This is a genomic window from Paraliobacillus sp. X-1268, from assembly GCF_003426095.1.
GTDB classification, from domain to species: Bacteria; Bacillota; Bacilli; order Bacillales; family Amphibacillaceae; genus Paraliobacillus_A; species Paraliobacillus_A zengyii.
In genome coordinates this window covers 23,208-47,655 of record NZ_QJSK01000019.1, presented here as the reverse complement: position 1 = coordinate 47,655, position 24,448 = coordinate 23,208, and the positions used below count along the sequence as shown (strand labels likewise).

Here is a 24,448-nt window from a genome sequence, read left to right as displayed (position 1 = left end):
ATTCCTCCTCATCAGTAGCTCTTTTTCGTTAATCACTTAAAAAAGAAATCCTTTTTTCCTTATTGAAGTAAACACTTAATTTTAAGTATTTTATTTATTATCATACTAACATAAATATCCAAATTTTATTGACTCTTATAGTAAATTGTACATAAAATCACAGACATGGTGATGAATATCTCCATGTCTGTGAAAATTGGGTTTTTGTTACGTTATTTTAGTAACTTATTATTTCTATGTTTATCCAAATTAACTTCGTAATGTTATCTATCAGATGTTATTCGTTGCGGCATAATAACGTATCCATTAGCCTTTCTTGATTTTAGAACTTTAATCAGTTGCTCCTTCATGGTGGTATTGCATGTTACTTGCATAAAAACCTCATTCTTACGACTCGCTGTAAGCTTTACTTTATTTTTTTGTAAGGCTAATTCGATTATTAATCCTATGAAGAAACCAGCAATTAAGCCCAGCAAACCCCAAATGACTGGGCCCCAGTACCATATAAAACCATATATCGTTCCCAAAAGCATAAAAATCGTTCCGCTCACCATAGCTCCATCCAGCACACTTCTGCCGTCAACACGATGTAGCGAGTCAATTATATATGTATCGGATTCAACATTTTCTAGAGGCAATGCAACAATATCTTTCGATGGTACTCCTATCGTCTCCATATCATGGATAGCCATCTCCACAAAGGGCGAATGTTCAAATGTGGCAATTAGTTGTAATGTATCGTTTTCTAGCGTGCTTTGTTTTTGTTGTGACAAGTTTTCATCCCTCACTCTAAGGTAACGTATTTGCTCAATATCGTATAATGTATTATTTTCATTTACAGCTACATACGCTTGATAGATGGCAAAAGCGTACAAAGAAGGTAAGAAAAGAAACCACTGCCATTCCACCATTGCAGTTGCACTGTTAAAATCTCCAATTGACGAATAAAACCAGCTACCAATCGTGTTAGCCTTATGAGTAATAAATATCCACCATGCCAAAATAAATGTGCCTGCAATCGTATGACCACTATATAGTTGTCCTAAGCCAGGTGATAACGTTGACCAAACTGCCGCTAACAAAGGGTTCTTCTTAGAAACGATGACTATATCAAAAGCGCTCACAACTGATGGTACGACAGGTGCATCTTCCACTTCGGAGAGAATGTGACTTTTGCTCATTTCAACAGCAGAGTTGTAACTGTCCCAGATACTAAATATGTATGCTCCCATGTATAGTAGAATCCACTCCTCGTTTATGATAGCTTTTGCCTCTTCGAACCTACCAAGCATGGATAAGGCTATACCCATGTTTAGATTAGCCTGCGTGTTTACCACAAGCTCCCAAGCAATCAGAATAAAACCAGGTAAGTACCTACCTAAATAGATATGACCAAACCCTGGGAAAGTAAGCGACCACCAAGCCGCTACCCAAGGAATACGAGGATAAACCGAGTTAGCTCCGAATACAGATAATGCCCCCTTCGCATAGCGAGGTTTTATGATGGCTGACTGAAACTTCTGATGTGGCATAAGTATCCTCTCTTTCGGCTTGAAATCTTTTATAGTATTCCAAAAAATTAACAGTACTATTCATTCTCTCAAAGGTTACCGTTTATGATTAGCTTCTTGATCACATATTGGTGCTCTTATTTAGGTATCTTAAGTTATTAATAGAAACAATACACACGAATCATCTCATCAAAAAAACCACGTATGTTAGATTAATACGTCGCCCTATGGTAAGACTTATCTTGGCATGTTCTGTCAATGTTAATTAAAAAAGCCTGTTCTATTTGCATAGATACAGGCTTTTCTCATGAATTTTTTTTGATCTTTAAACTTTAAACTTGCTGATTAGTTCTTGGAAATCTTCAGCTAAAATTGATAATGAATTTGCTGAAGTCGAAATCTCTTCCATTGAAGCGAGCTGTTCCTCTGCTGAGGCTGCTACATTTTGAGAGTGCATCGAAGTTTCATTGGAAATCTTCGTGATACCAGTAACGGTTGCTGAAACCTCTTGTGTACTTGCAGAAATTTCCTGAGCCGTTGCTGCCATATCCGTTATCTGTTCCGATAACTGTTCCATAAATGTGTAAATTTCTTTGAAGTTTACTTCCGTCTGTTTTACAATCGTTAAGCCTTCTTTTACATCTACTGATACCTTATCAATCGATTCGTTTGAGTGCACCATATCCTCTTGTATTGCTTTGATAAGATTTGAAATTTGTGAGGAAGATATTTGCGACTTTTCAGCTAATTTTCGAACTTCATCCGCAACAACAGCAAATCCCTTCCCATGTTCACCAGCTCTAGCTGCTTCAATTGCTGCATTCAGTGCCAACAGATTAGTTTGTTCTGCTATATTAGAAATGACTTCAGTAATCTCTCCTATTTCTTGAGATCGATTTTCTAATGTTTTCATTACATTACCACTTTGTGTAACAGAAAGACTAATTTCATTAATTTGATTAACAGTATTGTCTACAAACACTCCGCCTTCTTTTGCTTTCTCAGTTGCTTGTGAACTTACATCTGAAATTAATGAAGCACTTTCTGCAATAGCTTGTACCCCCGTATTTACTTCTTCTAAGGATGTCGCACTCTCTTGCACACTGTTAGTTGCACTTTCTGCTCCATTTGCAACTTGTTGGATAGATTCTGTAATCGTTTCTGTAGATTTGCTTGTTTGTTCCGCACTTGTAGTCAATTCCTCAGCTGAAGAAGCAACTAATTCAGAAGTTGAAATGACTTCATCCATCATTGATTTAAGATTAGTAGTCATTTTATTAAAGCTAGTCGCCAAGTCACTTAATTCATCTCCTGCTTGATCATGAATGTCAGATGTGAAATCCCCCTTACCAGCTAATTCAAGTGCACTCGTTATAGTTGAAAGTCTTTTTCTTAATCTTCTAGTAAAGATATATACCAATAGTACCGAAATGCCTATCATAATAGCCAATACTGTTAAAAATTTAACTAAGAATGAATCTAAAATGCTATTAATAATCTTTTCAGATGCACCAACATAAAAAATTCCTATTACTTCCCCTGCTCCATTTTCAATTGGCATATAAGCTGTTTGATAGTTATTTCCTGCTACATCAGCCTCACCATAAAAACTTTCCGCATTAGTGATAACTGTTTCAATAACTTCTGGTGAAGCTTGTGTACCTACAGCACGTTCTCCATCTAACATTACATTAGTTGCAATACGTGTATCGCCTTGAAAGATTGTAACAGTATCTCCAGTATCTTCACCAATTTTATCAACAACATCAAAATTATCATTCATCATTGTTGCACCCTTGTACAATTGATTATTCTGGATTTCCCAATCCCCAGGATATTTGTTATCAATATATCGATAAGCTAAACTCAAATCTCCTTTCGCTTTTTCAACGGCAAACCCCTTTACACCATCGGTTATTTCACGAGTTACCACAATTCCTATTACTGTAGATAAGATAAGAATAATGCCTAAAACGATTAAATTTATTTTTGTAGCTAATTTTAATTGTAATTTCAATTAATTCACCTCATATTGATAAAATGTATATCTGAAATTTAGTACCTTTCACTTAACTGTTAGTTTTAGAGATGTAAATCATAAATCTTGCTTTTTATAAGAGAGAATGATGTCTATTTTGTATAGTGTGACTATCAAAGTTTTTATTTGAGTCAAGTAGCTCATAGTAATATAAAAATAATGAATTTGATTGATAGGATTTCAACTTATTGTTCAATGGAGGACTAACCCAAGTGTGTTTAGTGTCAATAGGATTTGTTTGATTTGAAATATAAGTAATAAATTCTACTATACTTTCTATTTCTGAAGAGTGATTTTTCATTGAATGGTAGAAGTCATGTTTTCGAACGATAGTTTGCTATCTTAGATACGTTTCTCTGTCTGTCGGTTAAGTACTTATTCGGCACTAGCTGTAATCTGTCATCTTATTTAAAATTCACCTCTTTTACATATGATTTGACTGCCTCTAGCTTCGCATACCCATTTTTAGTTTTCGGAAAAGGCTTTTGCATACAGTAAAACTAATATGATAATACCATGATCAATTACAAAACAACAGATATTATTTCAAATTCCACCAATATTCGACATGAAAACCAATATTTATATAGAAGTAGAAAGTGATAAACATCGAATTCGATGATTAACATACAGAAAGGACGCAATTCTTATTACAGAATTACATCCTATTATGCTCTTACAATGTCGTAATGATTGGTCCTTCTTTTGTTAGAATAATTGTATGTTCATATTGAGCCACATGGCTGTCATTTGTTAGGAAGGTCCATCCATCGTCAGATTGGTAAACTTCCTCTTCTAATGTAGAGATAAAAGGTTCAAAGGCAATTACCATTCCATCTCTTAAAATTTCGTCATCCCATCGAGAGAAGTAATTGAAAATATGATCTGGTGCTTCATGAATCGAACGTCCAACACCGTGTCCAGTAAGATTTTTTATCACAGTTAAGTCATGTTGTTTCGCCACGTTGTGTACAGCTTTTCCGAGCGCGCTTTTTTTTGAACCTGGTTTTGCCTTTTCAAGCCCAGCTTCGAATGCTTCTTTAACAACATCACATATTTTCTGCAAAATCACCTCTCCCTGCCCAACAACAAAGGAAATTCCAGTATCTGCAAAATATCCGTTTTTAGAACCTGAAACATCAATATTTACAAGATCCCCTTCTTTAATTGTTCGTCTTCCTGGAATCCCGTGTGCTACTTCTTCATTTATGCTAATGCACGTATAACCTGGAAAATCGTATACTCCTTTTGGTGCTGATTGCGCTTCTGCCTTAGCAAACATTTTTCCAGCAATCTCATCTATTTCTTTTGTAGTAATGCCTGGCTTCGTAGAAAGGACTAATTCATCTCGAATTGCCCCACATATTTTACCAATTTCTTTTAATCCATTAAAATCTTCTTCTGTCTTTGCTATCATCGTGTGTCCTCCCTTTTTCAATCCTATATGATTATCATTTCATTTTAGATTCTATCATAATCGGCTTAATCTATCTTTCAAAATATTCATTTGAGGGGGCCATGCTCATTATAAAGTCTTTTTGTTCTTCATCACCCATCTCTTCAGACTGCGTATCAATCATATTGATCTTCATTGTTACGTTTTACTATTCTAATGGTCATTTAATCTGTCACTCCTTTATATAATCAAATACTAAAAATATTAATACTTATTGTATGAATACCTGTATAACTAATGGAGAATATAAGTAATAGATATCATTTTTTGGAGGTAAATATATGGAAGAAAAGAAAAAACAGATAAGATTAACTTCTGCAGAATTAGGACAACTTTGGGCTCAGTACTTAAATGATAGTTCGAGTATATGTATGCTTACCTATTTTTTAGAAAAGGCTGAGGATACAGAGATTAAACCTGTAATTAAACATGCTTTAGAATTATCTGAAGGACATATTAAAAAATTAACAGCTATATTTATTGAAGAAAAAAATACAATTCCTCATGGTTTTAAGGTGGAGGAAGATGTTGATTTAAATGCTCCTAGATTATATACAGATAGTTATGTTTTAAATTTCATTCATAATATGGCTAAGATTTCCCTAACTACCTATTCAGCCGGTTTATCTGTAGCTGTAAGAGCAGATATAACTGATTATTATAAAGAATGTCTTGAAGAAACCATCGGATTATACAAAATGGCTAAGGATTTATTATTAGCAAAAGGACTATATTATCGAGCTCCATATTTCCAAAATTTAGACCGTGTTGAATATGTTAAAAAGCAAAAATTTGTTTGGGATATGTTTGGGGAGAAAAGACCACTAATAGCATTAGAAGCAGCTAATTTATATTCTAATCTCCAAAGAAATGCATTAGGAGCAGCTACTTTAATCGGGTTTAGTCAAGTGGCTCAAGACAAGGATGTTAAACAGTTTTTGATAAGAGGCTTAGAGATTGCAAACCAACATGTTAAATCATTTGCAAAAAAATTAGAAGAAAGCTACTTAACTGTTCCAATGACTTGGGTAACAGAAACAACAAATAGTACAACATATGCCTTTTCCGACAAACTCATGATGTTTTATACATCTGCTCTAATAGCTTTGAGTGTTGGGTACTATGGTACGGGGGTTGCCCAAAGTCCTAGAGTGGATTTAGGAATAATGTATAACAAATTATCACTACAAATTCAGCTCTACTCTGAGGATGCCTCTAATATCCTGATTAAAAATAGATGGCTTGAACAACCTCCAATGGCGTCAGACAGGGATGAGTTAGCGAGAAAGAATAATCAAAGTATTTAATATAGATATGGATAAAGAAAGCAATTATCTAATCTTGTAACAGCTCAACCCCTAGATAATCGTAAAATGATGGAAATTCGTTGTGGGAAAGTAGAAGGAAACTTAATACACTTCAAAGAGTCTTTGGTATGACATTAGTAAGTCTTGCATTTTTGCTAATTCTTAGCGCTTTTGGTTTGGTTAAGGTTGGTGGGCCTAGCACATAAACATCTTTAGATAGGTAAAGTAAATCAGTTTACATCAAATAAACTTGGATATAATAACCTAATACGGAGTAAAACAAAGCAAATTTGCGTTATATCCTTGGAAATTACCTCAATCTCTACTGTTCATTCTATATCGACAGTATTAATAGTATAAGCTGTTTGAATAATACAACAAAGAAGAGGTATAATTTAAAATAGTTCGTTTTATCGGTGACTTCATATGCTTTTTACTGTTTGAGGCATAATACATTGAAGACAACTATGATGAATTGCTACATATCTAAAATTGTAGCAAAAGAAACTAGAGGAGTGTATTATATATGTTTAGTTGGAAAAAGATCGGGGTTATTACTAGTTTATCTTTATCTCTTGTAGTCGCTGGGTGTGGCCAAGAGGAGTCAAATGAGACGACTAATGTAAGTGAGGATTTGGAATATACAATTACTGGTATTGAACCAGGTGCAGGACAAACAGAGACAAATGAGACGGCTATAGCTGAATATGAAAGTCTTGCTGGCTGGGAACAAGAAACGTCTTCAGCAGCTGCTATGTTAACAGCTTTAGGTGATGCGATTGATAATGAAGAACCCATTATTGTCGCTGCATGGTCACCTCACTATATGTTTGCTAAATACGACATAAAGTATTTAGCAGATCCTAATCTTGTCTTCGGTGAGGCAGAACACATTACAACAATCGTAAGAAATGGATTGGAAGATGACATGCCTGGTGCCTATACGATTCTTGATAGACTATACTGGGAACTACCAGTATTAGAAGAAGCCTTACTTGATGCACAGGAAATGGATTTTGATTTTGAAACAGTAGCCCAAGAATGGGTCGATGAGAATTCAGAAATAGTTGCAGAATGGACAGAAGGGGTAGAACCTGTTGATGGTGAGTCAATTGATTTAGTTTTAACTCCTTGGGATGCAGAAAGCTTCACGACGAATGTAGCTAAAATCGTATTTGAACAACAAGGTTACGATGTTAGCCTTACACCAGTTGATCCATCTATTATGTTTGAAGCAATAGCAACAGGTGATTCCGACGCTTCTCTTTCTCCATGGATGCCTGCAACACATGGTGCATTCTATGAAGAGTATGAAGGTCAATTTGTAGACTTAGGTGCAAACGTGGAAGGCGCTCGAATCGGTTTAGCTGTACCAAGCTATATGGATATTGATTCTATTGAAGATCTTGAACCTGCAGAGTAAGCACACTGCATACTAAAAAAAATGCTCCCCTTTAAAGTAGCTTGACTACTAAAGGGGAGCATTTTTTTATTTACAAATTTAATCAAGAAGGTGAATTTCATCATCAACGTGAATATCGCCTGTTTTTATCACAGAAGCATAAACACCAAAATTATTGTTATTCTCTTTTATCACTGTTTTATGTAAACTCGCATCTCTTTCTGAATTATCAGGATCAACAGTAATGATCATGCACCTTTTACAATGTCCAACGAATTCCATTTCCACTTCATTCCCTATTTTAATACGTCGGCCTATCCATTCTTCTTCAATGAAAGGTTTCTTTTCCTTTAATGAAATAAATAAATTAGGACGAAACCTTCTCAAATCAATTTCATCTTTGCCCCATAATTCATTCAACTTATTTAATGACGCATCTGTTGCAAGTAAAACATGTTCTACTGCAATTGGACCAATTGGTACATCTACTGGCGTATATTTCTTAGTAGAGATTCTTCGATTAGACTTGTCTTCCATTTCTTTAATTAATGCTTGATCTTCCCAATCAAAAACCTTTCCCTCAGGTGTGGTTATTTCAACTTTAGGATATGCGTCCATTGATTCTTCGCCCACAAAACGCGCCCTATATCTTACCATTTCTTGAAACTTTGTAATGGTTAAAAAATTGCCATTCTTTGTTTCATCTACATAAGTGTGACTACGGTCTCCGTACAAACCATAAGCCATTATCTTAGATTGTTTGACACTTTCTCCACGAAAAGATTTTATCGGATGACGCACAATTTCTTTCATATGACCGATTAACACTTCAATCACTCCAATATTAGTTGTCTCTACAGTAAGTTTAACAGAGCCAATACCTCAACTCTACTCTAAGGCGACAATTAACGATGAAATCAATAAAATAAAATGAATTTAAACCAGGGCATATTTTTTAAAACTATTATAAATGCCACCCTCATTGTGTGTATCAGTAATATCGTTGGCAATTTTTTTAACAGCATCTTTTGCATTTCCCATTGCAATACCATATTGAACAAATTCAAGCATTTCTATATCGTTTAATCCATCCCCATATGCGAAAGTATCTTTTTTATCAATTTTTAAATGCTCAAGAAGCTTTTCAATCGCTGTTGCCTTGTGAATGCCTGGAATAGATAGTTCACCACTATTTTCACCAAATACAGGAACTGTGCTAGGAATAATAGTGAATTTCGAGCCGAATTCCTCGCTGATTATCTCAATAGGTACATCAGACCCTAAAAAGGAGATTTTATTAATATCTTCTCTTAGTAAGTCTTCGCCTTCTATAAGGGCATCATGAAAAGGCTGTATCCCTTTCTCAACTTCTTGTTTCGCCTCAGGATTTTCCTTAAGCGTTTTTTCAATAATGGAACGAATTCGCTTTTTACAGTTTTTACTTGCAAATAACCCACCATTTGATTCTAAATAAAAATCAATTTCATGTTGGTTAAAAAACTTTATAAGATGCTTTACATCCTCTGTCTTCACTCTTTCATGCAATATAACTTCTTCATCAACTTCAATATAGCCTCCCGCAGCACCAATAATACCATCAAAGCCTATCTCTAATATTTCAAGAAATAGTTCAGCTTTAGAACGACCTGTACAGATAAAGACTAAATGTCCATTTTTTCTTGCCTCTCGAACTGCAAGCTTAGCCGATTCTGGTATTACACCATTTTCATTAACAAGTGTTCCATCAATATCCATAAAAATAACATTTCTCATGATACACCTTCTTTAACATTTTTTAAAATTACAGCAATGGGAAGTAGGATACGGTTCTTTGCTTCCAATCACTCGCCTCTATTTTCTTTGGCTTTTTCAATTATAATTTTTTCACTTACAGTTATTAATAAACACAGTATTGAAAATATGAAAACTAGAAGCGGCGATAATTGAATCTCTTCAATGAATAAATGGTAGATAGGTATACATAAGATTAAAACTCCAATTGTACGTTTTATTATCCTGAAGGTCTTCAAGCTCTCACCCCCTTGATACATCTTCTTTCTTTCAAAACTTTTAGGTGAAATATCCATTTAAATTGAATACGAAAAACTAAATCATATTTGACGACAATATCTTAGGGTTATATATTTTTCTTCCTCTAGATTACCATATCCGTACTGTTCATTTTTGAAAATAAAGCCTTTTGCTTCATAGAATGGAATTCCTTTTTGGTTTCCCTTCGCCACAGACACCCATTGTTCAGTTGCATGAAACACTTCTTTTTGTTGCTCTGTTAGGGCATCTAATAACATCATGCCAATCCCTTCGTTACGTCTATTAGGATTTAGGTATAGAACAAATACTTCCCCAATCGTATCGTTAGTCATTCCTCCACCAATTGCACCAACTACTTCGTTATCTTCCATAGCAACGAAGTAGCCGCCCCAATCTCTGCTCGTTTCAGTAACTTCATTTATTATTCTTTTATGATTATAGAACTCTTTTATGATTCTTTTAATATATGCTTCACTACGAATATCTCTATAGGTTTCCCAATATCCATCACTACAAACTTTTGCAATACCAGATACGTGACTTATATCTGCCTTCATTATATTTATCATCCGATTTGCCCACCTTCCCCCAAAAAAACTTTTACATTTATATTAGACATAAATTCTCTTAAAAGTAGTTTAGGCCTTCGTTTATTCTTTCTATTTTCTAGTAAATTAACTTATACATCTTATATTAACCAGACATATACTATTATTGCAAGTGATCATATTTGCTTGTAAAGGAGGGATAATCTTGGCCTTACAACTAATGAAACTCGCAATAACAGCCTCAACAGATGTAACTGTTGAACCATCACCTGAAAGATTTTTTTATGTGACGGATTCTGAAACCGCTGCTGATGCAACTTTATCTATCGATGCAGCAGACTTTTTTGGAGATGATGGTTCGGAAGTAACTGAATTACCTGAACTAGCAACTGATAACAGTTATTTTAACGTTTATATCAATGGTGTCTTGCAAATGCAGGGGAATGCAACTTATACACCAGGTGCTACCGGAACTGGTTCACTTGATTTCACCGTCCCAACAGGTGCTGATCCAATCTTAACTAATTCACCAGTTGTAATCGAAGTAATAAATTATACTCCAAGTACAACTACAGATGTTGCAACATAAAATATGTTCATAAAAAAAGTAGCACAAATAATAATGTGCTACTTTTTTAATAAACGGTGATGAATTGTATAATAATTAAGGATCTTTTAATAGGTATATCTTCTGTTTTTAGTATCAATTTCCCTGCTTCAATTTGATAATTTACTGGTGCTTGAAGAACCCCGTTAATGAATAAGTTAATATAAGAAACATCTTCTGGATTTAAGATACCTTTATCTCCATATTTGGTAATCTCATCACTATTCTTATATACTTTTTTAACACCATCTGAATATGCATTGTATTGATAAGTCTCCACTTTTCGTTTCAAAGGTGAAAATTTTAAATTAATATTGTGTTTGGTTATTGTTTTAACTGTATCATAGACTCGTGGAACAGTTATATAGTGTTTATTCTTTTGAATTGATTCCACTTTTGATACTCCTCACATCTAAATTAATTATATTTATAATTTATGTAAGCAATTAATACTTGTGTAGTGAAGAGACCCCTACTATGATAAGATGTATTGTGGATTGTTCTAAGTGATAACGACAATCTCTTGTCAGTGATTGTCATTAAGACACATATTATTTTGCAGTCATCACAATAAGCAATGCAAAGTACCACATAAGCATAGTGAATGATACTGTCAGCAATAAAGTATTATATGTAGTTGCCTCATCATTCTTCACTTTTGTTATAATTGATACTAAGTTTAGACAAAAGACAATAGTCAATATTGGTAAAACATAAAAACCAAGTATCGCAACAACTTCCATCTGTATCGCTCCCCTTATAGTCAACTTAGATCATAGCTTTATTAACATAACTCCGTATAATTAAGAAGAAAATTTATAAAGACTATTTATCGCTTCGATTATATTCCTTCTGGTAGTGGATAAACTATTACCACTCACTGCTATTTTTTCAGCTTTTTCAGTAAAAAATTCTGCGAAATTTTGCTCTTCGTATCTTGGAACAACATGCATATGGAAATGGGTTAATTCATCAAAAATCCCACCATTTTGACATATAGTAATACCATCAGGTTTATAAAGTTCCTTCATTACCTTAGTGATAATTTTCGCAGACTTCATTATTGAATTTGCTGTATTATCGTCAAGTTCATCATAGTATCTTATATGATTTTTAGGTAAAATTAAAATATGTCCTTCATTGTACGGGTCATGGTCCAAGAAACAACAAACATAGTTATCCTCTAATACTACATAGGCTTGTTCCAGTTTATTTGCTAAATTACAACCTAAACAGTCCACCTTATCACAACCTTCATTCTAATATCGCTCTATTAAAAATTCAGAAACTCAAGTTTCTCATAGATCTAAACAGTTAAAATAACGCGAATTTCAACACTCATTATATGAATAACTGTGTTATCATTTATCTAGTTCATTTAATTTATATTTTACAATTTTAGCATACTTTGGATTAAAAAGGTCGAAGCAAGGGACAGTTCTTTGCTTCCATTAAAAGAAATGAATCGAAATCTCAAGGAACATTTTTATATTATTATGGGAATTATCGAAGGGTTCAAGTTGAGGTTCATTATTTGCATTCTAATTATTAAATATGGTATAATTTAACTAAGGTCATTATATACTAATAAACCATAGCGTTAACTGTAGTTTATAGATAAGCGGTTCCCCCAGGGGATCGGCTATCGGGTTTTCGATAGACCTCATCTAGTCACTTGTGGGTAAATAGGGAGGTATATTTTCTATTGATCGTTACGATCAATGCGAGTAGTGCAATCAAGAAGATGCCAAAACCAAACAGCAGCCTAAAACTTTCATACATACCCATAGGCATCACCCCCTCTCAAATGGGGTTAGCCGGAACATTTTGATATTATCATGGAAATTATCGAAGCGATAAAATTGAGGTTCATTATTTGCATTCTAATTATTTCTTGTATTTAATAAATATGGTATAATTTATTTAAGATCATTATATACTAATAAACCACAGCGCTAACTGTGGTTTATAGATAAGCGGTTCCCCCAGAGGGATCGGCTATCATTTTTCTAGATAGACCTCACCTAAGAACTGATGGGTAAATAGGGAGGTCTATTTTCTATTGATCAACGTTACGATCAATGCGAGTAGTGCAAGCAAGAAGGTGCCAAAGCCAAACAACACCATAAAACTTTCATACATACCCATAGGCATCACCCCCTCTCATTGGGGACTTAGCCGACCTCTCCCTAACAGAACATTATCTTACTAAATTATACCATAAACAAAGATCAAAAAAGGAACTGTTGTTCTTTGTATGAAGATTTTTTATAACAACATAAGTCCTAAGACTTTTCCGCATTTCCACCAATTGCTAAATAAACAACACAAATACTCCCTTGTAAACTATTTACAATAGGTTGCTATCATTATATACTTAAGTCCTCAAATAGGAGATTGTATGTACAAGATTACATTATCTTAATGCAAAGGAGTTATTATATGAAAAAAAACATAACAAATTTTTCTTTTTTAATTCTCTCTCTAATTATTGGTACCCTGATAATCTTTGCTCCAGTAATTATAACGGGACAGGGCTATGATATACAAAGGACCCTAGGCGGACTTTTAATTGCAGAATTTTTAATGAGGACAACCGCAATAATTGTTGGTTTATTGGTAATTTATCACGCTATTAAAACTATAATAATCAAAGAATAATTATACATACTGCATATACTATTAGAAGCCCCCACAATTGTAGGGGCTTCTTTATCTAATCCTATACTATTAATTATTTTCTGACACTGAATACGAAATATTCATCTTCAACAGTTATTGAATTACTTAATGTGCACGCCCTAATGCTATAGTGTATGACGACAGGAAGCAAAGAACCGTCACCTGCTTCCTCACTACAAACTTTTCTGATGTTCGTAACAATACACTTTTCCTTTAAAGCGTTCATTGTCTAAACAATACTGTTTCACCTTTTCGGTAACAGCTTTATCACATACAACACACGTACTTGTTGAAGCAGCGGTTTTAGTAACGTTAGAGGTCACAGCCTTTATCGCTTCATTATGCTGTGCGCGAATCGATTGATCTGTAATGTTTACATCTAGTAAACTTTGATAAATTCGATCGATCTGCTCATCTGTCAAAAGTGGCTTTTTATGTGTAATCTTTTGGACATTCACTTTTCTATAGATAAATTCCGATAATTCAATATCATAAACAATCAAATTATTAGAAGTAATCTTGCGCAATTCCAGCCCTACTTTAAACGTGCAGCGTTTTGTGAACGACACCATCGAAATAATAAGATCCTTATGCTTCACACCCGCTACCTGCAGTAACGCTTTAATATGTCCATAATTCTGATTAAAAGGATTCATGAACTTAAACTTCCCATTTACAAGCCATGTCTTTCTATCTTTTCCACCATAAATTGTTCCTTGATAATTTTTTGTCTCAATTACGAAAATTCCGTAAGGCGTGAGCACTACATGATCTATTTGAGAATAACCAGACTTTGATTTAGAATTCTTAATCATAAGATCATTTACATACCGATATTCTTTCGGCATCTGAGCCAGCTGAATATCAATCTTATGTTCGCCAATCTCGCCTTTAACCGCAGCAAGTTCCTCATTACTTCTATTTGTTGGTGATTTCTTTTTCTTTGGATTTTGCTTCTTTGTTTGTACAGACTTTTTTTCTACTTGCTTCTTTTTCTTGAAAAATTTAAACATTGTCCTGCTCCTTATTATCCAACATTCGATTCTCTAGCCTTTCGTATAAAACCCTTTACTAGTTTAACAGAAAGTTCGAGTTAATAAGTAAAAACTATTACTTTTTCCTTATAAAAAATACGTTATCTAAAATTCAGCTTAATTAACTGGTTTAAGATGGACAGTTCACCACTACCTACTGTTCCAGGTTTAAATTAATAACCAAAAAAAAGAGAAGCTAAATGCTCCCCCCATTTCGAAAACGTCATGCTAATCCACCAAATCTTCTTTTTCGTAGCTGGTATTCTTCCAGGGCAAGTCTAAATTCCTTCTCGGAAAAGTCTGGCCACAGCACATCAGTGAAACAGAACTCCGTGTAGGCCATCTGCCATAATAGGAAATTGCTTAGGCGCTTTTCTCCACCAGTTCGAATAAGTAGGTCTGGATTTGGAATACCAGCTGTATCTAGATACGTTGAAAAATGTTGTTCGTCTACTTCATCAAGAGACAATTTCTCATCGAGTAGATCAGCAAACATACCTTTCATCGCCTGCAGTAATTCATGTTTACTTCCATAATTAAGGGCGAGATTCAGCTGAAGGCCGTCGTTATCTTTCGTAGAGTCAATCGCATATTGTAGCGCTTCACGTGTAGAAATTGGAAGACCTTCCATATTACCGATAACCTCAATACGTACATTATTGGATTTAATCTCTGGCAGATAAACATGCATGAACTCTTTGGGAAGCTTCAATATAAAGTCGACCTCAGGCTTTGGACGCTTCCAATTTTCCGTGGAAAACGTATATAGTGTCAACACCTTGACCTTGCATTTGACAGCTGCCTTGACCACTTTTACAACAACAGATAATCCTTCTTTATGGCCAGCAAACCTTGGCAACCCTCTATTACTAGCCCAGCGCCCGTTTCCGTCCATAATGATCGCGATATGGTCCGGTGTTTGTGCTTCTGTATAATAAAAATTTGTTTCCTCATCTTTTTTCGTTAAAAAAGGAATTTTCATATGGATTGTATCCCCCTAAAATCATTGTTTTGCCTAAATAACAGGTGGAAATCACAACAGCGTATCAGACTTAACATTTACGCCAGATCCTGATCTTCATCGTCACTTCTGTATTCTAAAATGTCCCCTGGTTGGCAATCTAGTGACTTACAAATTGCCTCCAGCGTTGATAATCGAACCGCTTTTGCTTTACCATTTTTTAAAATAGAAAGGTTAGCCATCGTTATCCCAACTCTCTCAGAAAGCTCTGTTACGCTCATCTTCCTTTTTGCCAGCATCACGTCAATATTGATTATAATCATCTATTTTCCACCTCAGACTGTTAAATCATTTTCGGATTTTATGTTGATCGCTTGCTGCAGGAGTCTTTGAAGCGTGGCAACAAATACTGCGACAATCAGCGAAGCACCAGCAATAACCATCCCGAACAATACGAGGCCAGGTGCATCGTCCCACTCCGCTATGATAAAAATCAATGGTAAAGCCATTACATACAAACCAAAAATTAGTTTGGCAGATTTTTTTATCTTCCGCAGCGCGCTCACTGATAATGCTGAGAAAGCCTGGTTCTTGTCAATGTAACTTAAAAGCAGCAAACCTTGATACAACGCAATATAAAATGGTATTGCCGATCCATACATAATAATTAAAATGCCTAATACAACATACCCTAATCCTTCCCCGTTTTGCGCCTGTTCGATGGCTTCCATTGCTATCTTTGGCAATAAAAAGCTACACAAAGCGAGCACTGGAATTCCAATCACAAAAATAGATATCTTTAAAAAAATTGTTGATCCTCGATTCATCACATGCACCTCACCTAGTTATTTTCTATTTGTATCTTAACAAGTTATTTATCGTTTTGCAATAAAATATTATTAAATTACATGTATATTTTGTTGTTTCGATCAATATATACATATACATGAAGAACAAATTATGCCAAAAAAAAGAAGCTTGAGCACAAGCTTCTCTAAAATTATTTGTCTTGATTAAATTATCGATTCAATCCAAACACGCTAACACTTTATGATTCGTTCTCTGCTATTACTTTTTCAATTGCTTGTACAAACGCCTCTGTAGGCTGCGCGCCATTAAGGGCATACTTATTATCAATTAAGAAAAAAGGCACACCATTAATGCCATATGCAGTTGCTTGTTGCTCGTCTGCACGTACTTCTACCTTCATCTCATCACTAGCAAGCATATTGGTCACTAATTCTCGATCCAATCCAACTTCAACAGCTAATTCTGTTAATGTATTATGGTCACCAATGTGTTTTGATTCTGTAAAATAAGCATGCAATATTCTCTCAGTCATTTCCTTCATCAAACCATGTTTTTTAGCGAAGACAGCCAGTCGATGGGCATCAAACGTATTGGTTAAAATCAGTGTATCTAAATGGTAATCCAAACCAGCTTCTTTTGCCATCTTAACCATGTTCTGACTGTTTGCTTTTGCCTGCTCTATAGTCATTCCATATTTTTTCGCTAACATTTCATACATATTTTCTTTTATATCTCGTTCCGATGTTGGATCCAACTCGAAACTTCTATAAGTTACTTCAATTGGGTGATCAATTTTTTTAAGAGCATCCTCCAGATGCTTTTTGCCAATATAGCAAAACGGTCAAGCAAAGTCAGTCCACATTTCAATATGCAAAATAATCCCTCCATTTATGTTTATCTATCATCTATTGTACCAAAAGTCTTCAACTTTTAGTTTCAATATGCTCGGTTACTAGCACTGAAGTATGATCTCATTTTTAAAAAAAGGTGTCACATTAACCCTAAACTATAAGTTATTTTTAACCATTTGTTCTGTACTATTTACTTTGAATGGCGTTTTTCGGACTAATATAAAATACGATAAAAATGCTAGCAAGCTTGCCGACAAGATAACAACCCCCATTGGAATTGCTGAATTTTCTCCGGCTATTCCCACTAGTGGAGCAGTTAACGATCCTAGTAAAAATGGCAGTACACCGAGTAATGCAGATGCACTTCCCGCCATATGCCCTTTCGTTTCCATAGCCAAAGAAAAAGCAGACGTTGCAATAATGCTGATCGAGGTTACGAAAAAGAAAATAGGAATGGCAACAGCTATTAATGGTGCTTTTAATAGTAGAGCGATCAGCAATAAAACAGCTGCAGAATTAGAAATAGCTAAACCAATTTTCAAAAAAGCGCGCTCAGAAATAACTGAAACTCGACCAACAATTTGCGTACCTACGATTAGACCCAAACCATTTACACCAAATAACAAACTGAATACTTGTGGCGAAACACCATAGATATTTTGATAAACAAAAGAAATCCCAGATACATATGCGAAGATTCCAGCCATCGTAAAACCTTGCGCAAATGCGTAACCTGTAAATTCACTATCCTTTAATAAGGTGCCAAAATTACCAACTACATTTCTAAAATTACTTGGTATACGCTTTTCCGCTGGTAATGTTTCTTCGAGCTTGAAAGAAACAACTACTATTAAAATCAAACTAACGAAAGCCAAGAAAAGAAAGACCACTTTCCAATTAGCAAAAGCAAGTATAGCACCACCTGCTATTGGTGCAATAATTGGACCAAGATTTCCGACTAACATCAATGTAGCAAAAAATTTCGTAAGTTCCCTTCCACTATAGAGATCCCTAACGATTGCTCTTGAAATAACAAGTCCACCTGCAGCTGCAAAGCCTTGCACGAAACGAGAAGCAAGCAACGCATAGATATTAGGTGCTACAGAACAAACTAATGATGCAAGCAAATACAAGCTTAGAAAAATAAGCAATGGTTTACGACGACCTATCACATCACTCATTGGTCCAATAATCAATTGTCCCGCGCCTAGTCCTAAAAGACACGTCGTTAAACTTAATTGCACTAAAGAAGCAGTTGTATTTAAGTCTCCTACAATAGTTGGAAAGGACGGTAAATATGTATCTATTGTGAAAGGACCCAGTAAAGAAAGCGATCCCAACAATAAAGCTATCTGTAAACGTTTCGTCTTTGTTAATGTATCCAATTTATCAATCACCCTTCATACGTCATATTGTTTTTATGAGTTAGAAAACCTTCATTCTCTATCCACTTTACATATTGTATTACTTTAGAGAAAAATTTTCACTAATTATGTCTGACCGTTTTATTTTTGAATAAACCAGTACTTTCTGTAAACCATATGTGTAACCAAACAATCCTGTGAGGAGAAACTTTTATGCCAAAAAATAAACAAGCGAAACAAAACGTAGATTATATGGAACCTGAATTTGCTGGTACAGATCCACAAAAAGTTAAAAAAACAAATTCAAAAAGATGTAAAAGACGGCCAAGGTGCAATGACTTCTCGTGAAGCCGGAGGAATGCATGACTAAACACGCATTGATCAAACATGTTGTTTTAACAACAGGACGATATGGAAATAAAAAAATGGTGTCAGGCAACTAAAAAGTGCCTGACACCATTTTTACGCTATTAACAGTCCCCTTAAAAAGAAGGTTTACAGTCCTATCCTTATTTATTAATTCTAGTTCTGTTTTCATGCGCGAGCGTTGTTAGCGCCACATAAATTGGTTGCACGTTAAATTTCTTACCAAATTCAAACGTATAGGTGCTTGTCTCCACATTGTTCGCCCTATAATAAGGTGAAACAATGTAGTGAACGGTGAGTTCACTATCATCAAAGCCTGTTCCACCAGTTTCCAATGTCACATTGAAAATAGCATCAATGCTAATAGAAAGGATTCGTGTTTTCTTTCCTGTTACACCCTGGTGATCAAGCAAGATTAACCGGTTTTCCGTAAATATAAATGTATCTCGAACTAACTTAAATCCCATTTCAATTTGTTCATCAAGCATTAAATACTCACCGTATTGACTATGTAGTTCGTCAATTGTTACCTCAGAGTAATTACCTAATAGACCATCCATAAAACCCATAAACTTCACTCCCTCAAAATAGATATTTCTTCATAGTATCTAGTTTCTACAAAAATCAACAAATTCCTGCCTTTACTTTATTCTGATGATTTACTCAGGACTGACAATAGTATCAGCATCAGGGAAAGCGTTCTTACGAGACTTTCGTACGCTTTCTCCTTTATTCCACTGGGAAAACTTGCGAAAGTATAACGGAACACCTTGCGTAATAGAAAAGTCTGTACTATTCATTGCTTGAATATGAATATGTGGTTGCGTTGAGTTTCCAGAATTGCCACAATTAGCGATGTGTTGTCCTTCTGATATATACTGCCCTTTTTCCACTACAAGTGAATTTAACTGTAGGTGAACAATGGCAATAAATACATCAGAATTGTCTGGTGCAATTATTACGTAATTTCCAGCGATTGTTTCCGGTCCCTTACGAATTCTCTTGCCTTGCCCCAACATATAAGGTATCAATGTTAGAACCGATCGCCGTGCTTCATGATCGGGTTCGCCATTATGAATGCTAACTACTTTTCCAGAAACAGGTGAGACAACCGGCAGACCAAATGCATAGAATATTTCAGGAGACTCGGTCCCTAAATGTGTACGCCAACTTGTGGATGTACTTGATCGATTCTGTTCATCGACTGCAATAAAGTCAATAGCATAACCTACCCCAAACATATCTGTACCATGACTCGGCACCCGCTTTGCTGGGGTAGATCCAACTAACCATCTGCCCACAAAAGGCAGAGACCCAATCACGTCATGACCACTAAGATTACTTGACACAGATGCTTCATTATCATGCATACTAATCACCTTTCCTATCATAGTATCAATCAAAATTGCAAAAGTTCTTTTTTTATAGAATTCTTATTTGGCTTATCTTTTAATCACTACAACTGTAACATGGAAATTATTTGAAACACATAAAAATTCTAATTAAAATGGTGGTACTATCCTTTCCATTCCTTCACATAATCTTCTAGCACATTTTTCAATTCTTGACCAATACGCGAATATGCTTCGTCATTTAAATTAGCAAGTGACACTCTGATTGACCATGCTGGTGCTAAGAATCCTTCGCCACCTAATAATACAATCGATGACTTTTCGGCTAAGCGATATAATATGTCTACTGGTTTGTAGTTCTTTTTAAGGTAGTCTGTAAACCCTTCTTCATAATGATGCTTACACCAGATTTCCAAATCAATCTTCGTATAATAGTCAGCCTCGTATGGTAAGTCTTTCTTCGGCAAACCAAGACCTTCATATAATAAATGCATTCTGCGATGTAAAATGTCATTCGTTTTTTGTTTATATACATTTTTCGTATCAAGCACCGCAAAAATTGAAAAAATCGCCATTTGTATTTGTTGTGGTGTCGATAATCCAGCAGTGTGGTTCATTGCGACGTCCCTACTATCCGCTACCATGCGATTGATAAACGTAAGGTTTTCCGGATCCGACGTAAGCGAGGCATATCTTTTATTCAAAACTTCCCTCTCTTCGTCCGGTAACGCTTTAATTAATTGATCAAACACATTCGTTTGATTGATGGCGACAGTTCCTAACCGCCAACCTGTCACACCAAAATATTTTGAAAAAGAATATACGCCAATTGTATTGTAAGGCAAATCCATCATTAATGAACGAAATCCTTCAACAAAAGTCCCGTAGACATCATCGGAAATAATCATCAAGTTGGGATTATCTTGTTTCACAATTTGTATAATCTGTTCGATTGATTCTTTTTTGATCGAAACAGATGGTGGATTGCTTGGATTAACGAGAAAGAGTGCTTTAATATCCTTATCTTTTAACTTTTCTAATTCTTCCTCGGGGTATTGCCACGTGTGATTTCCTTCATCATCTACACCACTTGCTTCTATTCGCACAAGGTGGTAATCATTGTTAGGGAGCTCTGGAATCTCTATGTACGGTGGAAAAATGGGAACCATCACCGCTATTTTCGATCCCTTGGAGAGTAAGTGATTTCTATATAACGTCTCAAAGATATAACACATTGCTGCTGTTGCACCTTCTACAGCAAATAAATCAAATGAAGTCCCTGACACATCTTGCCCACCCATTTCTTTCATTAAAAAATCATGGACAACCTGTTCCGTTCTAACAAGCATTCGATCGGGATTTGGATAGTTATCGCCTATAATGCCATCGACTAATTCATAGACCCATGCATCAGCCTCAAACTGTTTTTGATTAATTCCGTAAGCAATAACTTCTTTCAGCAACGGAATTCCTGGAATACCCTGATTTTCATTCACATAGTTAGAAATTCGTTCCGCAATTCCATCACGATTTGGCATGCCAGCTAAATCGCCTTCATTCCAAACGCTTCTTGATTCGATAACAGCGAATTGTCCAAGTGCAAAAAACGCTTCCCGAGCTGTCGCTGCTATCCAATTCGGATTACCACGCCCCGCATCTAACATCGTTCTCGTTATTCTCTTTTTTCCAATTGCTAGATCAATGAGCTTGTCTTTCAATTCAAACGGACTTATTTTATCTAATTGCTGACTTTCCTTCTTTGGTTCATCCATAACAGATCCTCCTCGTAAACAAACTACTATCTACAAAGAGTATTCCACAATAGAAGTGGATTATAATGGAACGCATATGTTTTTTTGATAATAGTGTGTTTAAGATGACTTATGGACTTTCATCTTGGGCTCAATGCATCTGCAATAATCAGCGTTTTTAATCTTCTTTTGTGACAACTCGCCAACCATGTTCTTCAAGTCGCTCAATATAGACCTCTAAATATTATATTTTACTATCTTCATAGGAAAAGGCTATCTCATTTTTTATTGTCACGCCTACTTAATTTATAATTTTCTAACTGATTACATAGCTTTTCCCATTTCAAAGCATATTCATGGGAAAATCCACACCGTAGTTCACGGTGTGGATTTTCCATTTAGAAATTTGCTTATTTAGATAGTCTTTTGATCGTCATTACTCTTTTTCCTGGGAAGCGCCATTCTCCATTGCATTAGGAATTTAAGAATTTCACCAATGCATGGTTAAATTCTTCTGCATGTGTAGCGTTAAATCCGTGCGGCCCGTCTTTAATTAGTACTAGCTGGCCGCCTGGAATCTGATCATGTGCCCTCTGACCGCTGATTTCAACAGGTACAACCGCATCGGCTTCACCATGGAGTATTAACGTTGGCAAGTTGAATTTCTCCAAATCCCCACGAAAATCTGTATAGCTAAATGCTGAGATGCAATCAAGTGTGCCTTTCGGTGAAGCGAAGGCGGCAATATCGCGATTATACAGACGGAAAGCTTCGGTAACCAAATCAGTTCGATCCCCCGATGCGAAGAAGTTTGTCATAAACGTATCCAGAAACGCCAATCGATCGGCTTTCACCCCGTCTAGAAAACCTTGGATAGTCTCATCATCGAATCCTCCATCCGGGTTATCTGAATTTTTGTGCAGAAACGGAGGAATTGCGCCGGCTAACACCGCTTTTGCCAAACGATCTGTTCCATAAGTGCCGATGTAACGCGACACTTCACCGCCTCCCATAGAAAAACCAACCAGCGTTACATCTTGAAGGTCCAGTTGTAAGATCAATTTATTCAAGTCTGCTGCGAGTGTATCGTAATCGTAACCAGTCCAAGGTTGTGAGGATTGACCGAACCCTCGACGATCATAAGTAATTACTCGATAACCTGCTTCCACCAATGCAGGCACTTGCTTCTCCCAAGATCTTCCGCTGAGCGGCCAACCATGAATCAAGACAACCGGTTTACCCGCTCCTACATCCTCATAGTGAAGCTCAATCTCAATTTCATTTTCATGTCCAACTGTAACCTTTCCCATTTGCTATTCCTCCATTTTTCATCCCTAATTTTATTACAAATATTTCTAATCAATATTAGTCGTATAAAAATTTTTAATCAACGCGTTTATTGTAAAGAAAATATTAATTTCTTCGACATGGTTCGAAACAGAACAGTGCACGATTCATACATGGTTTAAGGTCTAACGATTAACCTTAATCCTACGCAAAGTGCACTATTATGAAGGTAAACCCTTACATAGCATTGCAAACTAAATTAACAATAATTTCATATTTTTGTTTCAGGGAACAGGGGACGGTTCGGGACCGATGATAAAGTCCAACTTTTTCAAAGTGAAAAAATGCAATTAAAAAACGTGGCCATAGAATCGCTTCTAAACCACGTTTGTCGTGTGCTGAGACATTTAAGTACCCCGGAAATAGACTATTTTTTCACTGGGTCCGAACCGTCCCCTGATTCCATTCTAATACCAGCCGGATGTAGTTAAACGAGGTATTCATTGAAGCAAAATTGGGCGGACTTTAACAACTTCATAATCATTATGAAATCCTGGAGGTATAATTACATATTTTATCTAAATCCATTACAGCAGATTCTGTCCATCTTAGCTGAGCCATTTCCCTAACTCCTCCTTAGCTTTGTTATGAGAAACAACTTTTCCCGCGTTTAATTCTTGAAGTCCTTTATCAATTTTTTATCTTACATAAAGTTCTCTCATGATCTCTTCAAGAGTTGCATTCTCCGGTAAATCCTTTATTAACTTTATTGCTTCTTCTTTTGTATTCACTTAAACAAACCTCCTTATCAAGATCGTACTATTATTATAAAACAAATTAATCATTTTAATATTATTTCATCAATAAAATACGGTCATGAAAACAAATAAATTACAGATTGTTTGCAGCTTGCAAGGATGATTCCAATAATTATATTGATCAATGTAATTATCCAGTATTCTTTTCGTCTTGCTCTCCCACTAAACCTTGCATACTTTTATATACCATTCTATTTCCACCCCTCTTTCCAAGGAAATTTTCATAACAATAATAAATTATTTTTAAAGAT

General features: G+C 35.4%; 27 protein-coding genes and 1 pseudogene. 6 read left to right on the top strand and 22 right to left on the bottom strand.

Annotated elements, in window-relative coordinates; all coding sequences use genetic code 11:
- Positions 1 to 263: 263 nt before the first annotated feature.
- The 3 genes from D2K62_RS15635 to map all read right to left on the bottom strand — a co-directional run bounded on the left by D2K62_RS15635 (position 264) and on the right by map (position 4,966).
- Positions 264 to 1,532: a hypothetical protein gene (locus D2K62_RS15635; protein ID WP_117149145.1), complete on the bottom strand. Its 1,269-nt coding sequence runs from the start codon at positions 1,530 to 1,532 to the stop codon at positions 264 to 266.
- A gap of 304 nt (positions 1,533 to 1,836) precedes the next feature.
- A complete protein-coding gene (locus D2K62_RS15630) occupies positions 1,837 to 3,528 on the bottom strand; it encodes a methyl-accepting chemotaxis protein (RefSeq protein ID WP_117161717.1) in 1,692 nt (563 codons plus the stop codon).
- 697 nt (positions 3,529 to 4,225) lie between these two features.
- On the bottom strand, positions 4,226 to 4,966 hold the full coding sequence (gene map, locus D2K62_RS15625; protein WP_112180431.1) for a type I methionyl aminopeptidase: 741 nt from the start codon (positions 4,964 to 4,966) through the stop codon (positions 4,226 to 4,228).
- A 320-nt stretch (positions 4,967 to 5,286) separates the two neighbouring features.
- Here map and D2K62_RS15620 point away from each other — a divergent pair, with 320 nt between their 5' ends.
- The 3 genes from D2K62_RS15620 (at position 5,287) to D2K62_RS15610 (ending at position 7,735) form a co-directional block, all read left to right on the top strand.
- Complete coding sequence (locus tag D2K62_RS15620; RefSeq protein ID WP_112180430.1) at positions 5,287 to 6,312, top strand: DUF3231 family protein; 1,026 nt, start codon at positions 5,287 to 5,289, stop codon at positions 6,310 to 6,312.
- Positions 6,313 to 6,440: 128 nt separating this feature from the next.
- On the top strand, positions 6,441 to 6,518 hold the full coding sequence (locus tag D2K62_RS19200; RefSeq protein ID WP_232828033.1) for a hypothetical protein: 78 nt from the start codon (positions 6,441 to 6,443) through the stop codon (positions 6,516 to 6,518).
- Between the two features lie 320 nt (positions 6,519 to 6,838).
- Positions 6,839 to 7,735 carry a glycine betaine ABC transporter substrate-binding protein gene (locus D2K62_RS15610; RefSeq protein ID WP_117161716.1) on the top strand — a complete coding sequence of 299 codons (897 nt, stop codon included), beginning with the start codon at positions 6,839 to 6,841 and terminating at the stop codon, positions 7,733 to 7,735.
- 78 nt (positions 7,736 to 7,813) lie between these two features.
- On the opposite strand, the gene D2K62_RS15605 is transcribed toward D2K62_RS15610, so the two are convergent.
- The 3 genes from D2K62_RS15605 to D2K62_RS15590 all read right to left on the bottom strand — a co-directional run bounded on the left by D2K62_RS15605 (position 7,814) and on the right by D2K62_RS15590 (position 10,335).
- Positions 7,814 to 8,542 carry an MOSC domain-containing protein gene (locus D2K62_RS15605; protein ID WP_112180428.1) on the bottom strand — a complete coding sequence of 243 codons (729 nt, stop codon included), beginning with the start codon at positions 8,540 to 8,542 and terminating at the stop codon, positions 7,814 to 7,816.
- A 108-nt stretch (positions 8,543 to 8,650) separates the two neighbouring features.
- On the bottom strand, positions 8,651 to 9,487 hold the full coding sequence (locus D2K62_RS15600; RefSeq protein ID WP_117161715.1) for a Cof-type HAD-IIB family hydrolase: 837 nt from the start codon (positions 9,485 to 9,487) through the stop codon (positions 8,651 to 8,653).
- A 338-nt stretch (positions 9,488 to 9,825) separates the two neighbouring features.
- Positions 9,826 to 10,335: a GNAT family N-acetyltransferase gene (locus D2K62_RS15590; RefSeq protein ID WP_112180425.1), complete on the bottom strand. Its 510-nt coding sequence runs from the start codon at positions 10,333 to 10,335 to the stop codon at positions 9,826 to 9,828.
- 184 nt (positions 10,336 to 10,519) lie between these two features.
- Here D2K62_RS15590 and D2K62_RS15585 point away from each other — a divergent pair, with 184 nt between their 5' ends.
- Positions 10,520 to 10,903 (top strand): DUF4183 domain-containing protein, encoded by a 384-nt coding sequence (locus D2K62_RS15585; RefSeq protein ID WP_112180424.1) that lies wholly within the window; start codon positions 10,520 to 10,522, stop codon positions 10,901 to 10,903.
- Between the two features lie 46 nt (positions 10,904 to 10,949).
- On the opposite strand, the gene D2K62_RS15580 is transcribed toward D2K62_RS15585, so the two are convergent.
- The 5 genes from D2K62_RS15580 to D2K62_RS15565 form a co-directional block, all read right to left on the bottom strand.
- Positions 10,950 to 11,315 (bottom strand): DUF4183 domain-containing protein, encoded by a 366-nt coding sequence (locus tag D2K62_RS15580; RefSeq protein WP_112180423.1) that lies wholly within the window; start codon positions 11,313 to 11,315, stop codon positions 10,950 to 10,952.
- A 157-nt stretch (positions 11,316 to 11,472) separates the two neighbouring features.
- Positions 11,473 to 11,664: a hypothetical protein gene (locus tag D2K62_RS15575; RefSeq protein ID WP_112180422.1), complete on the bottom strand. Its 192-nt coding sequence runs from the start codon at positions 11,662 to 11,664 to the stop codon at positions 11,473 to 11,475.
- Between the two features lie 60 nt (positions 11,665 to 11,724).
- A complete protein-coding gene (locus D2K62_RS15570; protein WP_117161713.1) occupies positions 11,725 to 12,162 on the bottom strand; it encodes an HIT family protein in 438 nt (145 codons plus the stop codon).
- Between the two features lie 430 nt (positions 12,163 to 12,592).
- Positions 12,593 to 12,703 carry a putative holin-like toxin gene (locus D2K62_RS19195; protein WP_232824209.1) on the bottom strand — a complete coding sequence of 37 codons (111 nt, stop codon included), beginning with the start codon at positions 12,701 to 12,703 and terminating at the stop codon, positions 12,593 to 12,595.
- Positions 12,704 to 12,973: 270 nt separating this feature from the next.
- Entirely contained in the window at positions 12,974 to 13,063 is a 90-nt protein-coding gene (locus tag D2K62_RS15565; protein ID WP_255421373.1) for a putative holin-like toxin, read from the bottom strand.
- Between the two features lie 300 nt (positions 13,064 to 13,363).
- Here D2K62_RS15565 and D2K62_RS15560 point away from each other — a divergent pair, with 300 nt between their 5' ends.
- Positions 13,364 to 13,582 carry a hypothetical protein gene (locus D2K62_RS15560; protein WP_112180419.1) on the top strand — a complete coding sequence of 73 codons (219 nt, stop codon included), beginning with the start codon at positions 13,364 to 13,366 and terminating at the stop codon, positions 13,580 to 13,582.
- Between the two features lie 194 nt (positions 13,583 to 13,776).
- Here D2K62_RS15560 and D2K62_RS15555 read toward each other — a convergent pair whose 3' ends face one another.
- From D2K62_RS15555 to D2K62_RS15530, 6 genes are all read right to left on the bottom strand, one after another.
- A complete protein-coding gene (locus D2K62_RS15555; RefSeq protein ID WP_112180418.1) occupies positions 13,777 to 14,616 on the bottom strand; it encodes a nuclease-related domain-containing protein in 840 nt (279 codons plus the stop codon).
- A gap of 244 nt (positions 14,617 to 14,860) precedes the next feature.
- Positions 14,861 to 15,625 (bottom strand): undecaprenyl pyrophosphate synthase, encoded by a 765-nt coding sequence (locus tag D2K62_RS15550; RefSeq protein WP_112180417.1) that lies wholly within the window; start codon positions 15,623 to 15,625, stop codon positions 14,861 to 14,863.
- Positions 15,626 to 15,696: 71 nt separating this feature from the next.
- Positions 15,697 to 15,921, bottom strand: a complete 225-nt coding sequence (locus D2K62_RS15545; protein ID WP_112180416.1) for a helix-turn-helix domain-containing protein — start codon at positions 15,919 to 15,921, stop codon at positions 15,697 to 15,699.
- A 12-nt stretch (positions 15,922 to 15,933) separates the two neighbouring features.
- Entirely contained in the window at positions 15,934 to 16,425 is a 492-nt protein-coding gene (locus D2K62_RS15540; RefSeq protein ID WP_112180415.1) for a DUF2975 domain-containing protein, read from the bottom strand.
- A gap of 221 nt (positions 16,426 to 16,646) precedes the next feature.
- Positions 16,647 to 17,237, bottom strand: a complete 591-nt coding sequence (locus D2K62_RS15535; protein WP_255421372.1) for a DsbA family oxidoreductase — start codon at positions 17,235 to 17,237, stop codon at positions 16,647 to 16,649.
- A 177-nt stretch (positions 17,238 to 17,414) separates the two neighbouring features.
- Positions 17,415 to 18,644, bottom strand: a complete 1,230-nt coding sequence (locus D2K62_RS15530; RefSeq protein ID WP_117149139.1) for a Bcr/CflA family multidrug efflux MFS transporter — start codon at positions 18,642 to 18,644, stop codon at positions 17,415 to 17,417.
- 192 nt (positions 18,645 to 18,836) lie between these two features.
- Here D2K62_RS15530 and D2K62_RS19320 point away from each other — a divergent pair, with 192 nt between their 5' ends.
- Positions 18,837 to 18,971, top strand: coding sequence for a hypothetical protein (locus D2K62_RS19320; protein WP_255421374.1), 135 nt, complete (start codon positions 18,837 to 18,839; stop codon positions 18,969 to 18,971).
- A gap of 161 nt (positions 18,972 to 19,132) precedes the next feature.
- On the opposite strand, the gene D2K62_RS15525 is transcribed toward D2K62_RS19320, so the two are convergent.
- From D2K62_RS15525 to D2K62_RS19500, 5 genes and pseudogenes are all read right to left on the bottom strand, one after another.
- Positions 19,133 to 19,558, bottom strand: coding sequence for a PH domain-containing protein (locus D2K62_RS15525; RefSeq protein ID WP_117161712.1), 426 nt, complete (start codon positions 19,556 to 19,558; stop codon positions 19,133 to 19,135).
- 90 nt (positions 19,559 to 19,648) lie between these two features.
- Entirely contained in the window at positions 19,649 to 20,359 is a 711-nt protein-coding gene (locus D2K62_RS15520; RefSeq protein ID WP_112180412.1) for a M23 family metallopeptidase, read from the bottom strand.
- A 146-nt stretch (positions 20,360 to 20,505) separates the two neighbouring features.
- Positions 20,506 to 22,113, bottom strand: coding sequence for an aspartate 4-decarboxylase (gene aspD / locus D2K62_RS15515; RefSeq protein WP_112180411.1), 1,608 nt, complete (start codon positions 22,111 to 22,113; stop codon positions 20,506 to 20,508).
- 452 nt (positions 22,114 to 22,565) lie between these two features.
- The gene (locus D2K62_RS15510) at positions 22,566 to 23,402 is read right to left on the bottom strand and encodes an alpha/beta fold hydrolase (protein ID WP_112180410.1); all 837 of its coding nucleotides are present in this window, start codon (positions 23,400 to 23,402) and stop codon (positions 22,566 to 22,568) included.
- A gap of 860 nt (positions 23,403 to 24,262) precedes the next feature.
- Positions 24,263 to 24,373: pseudogene (locus D2K62_RS19500) on the bottom strand (DUF805 domain-containing protein); the annotation flags it as partial.
- Between the last annotated feature and the right edge of the window lie 75 nt (positions 24,374 to 24,448).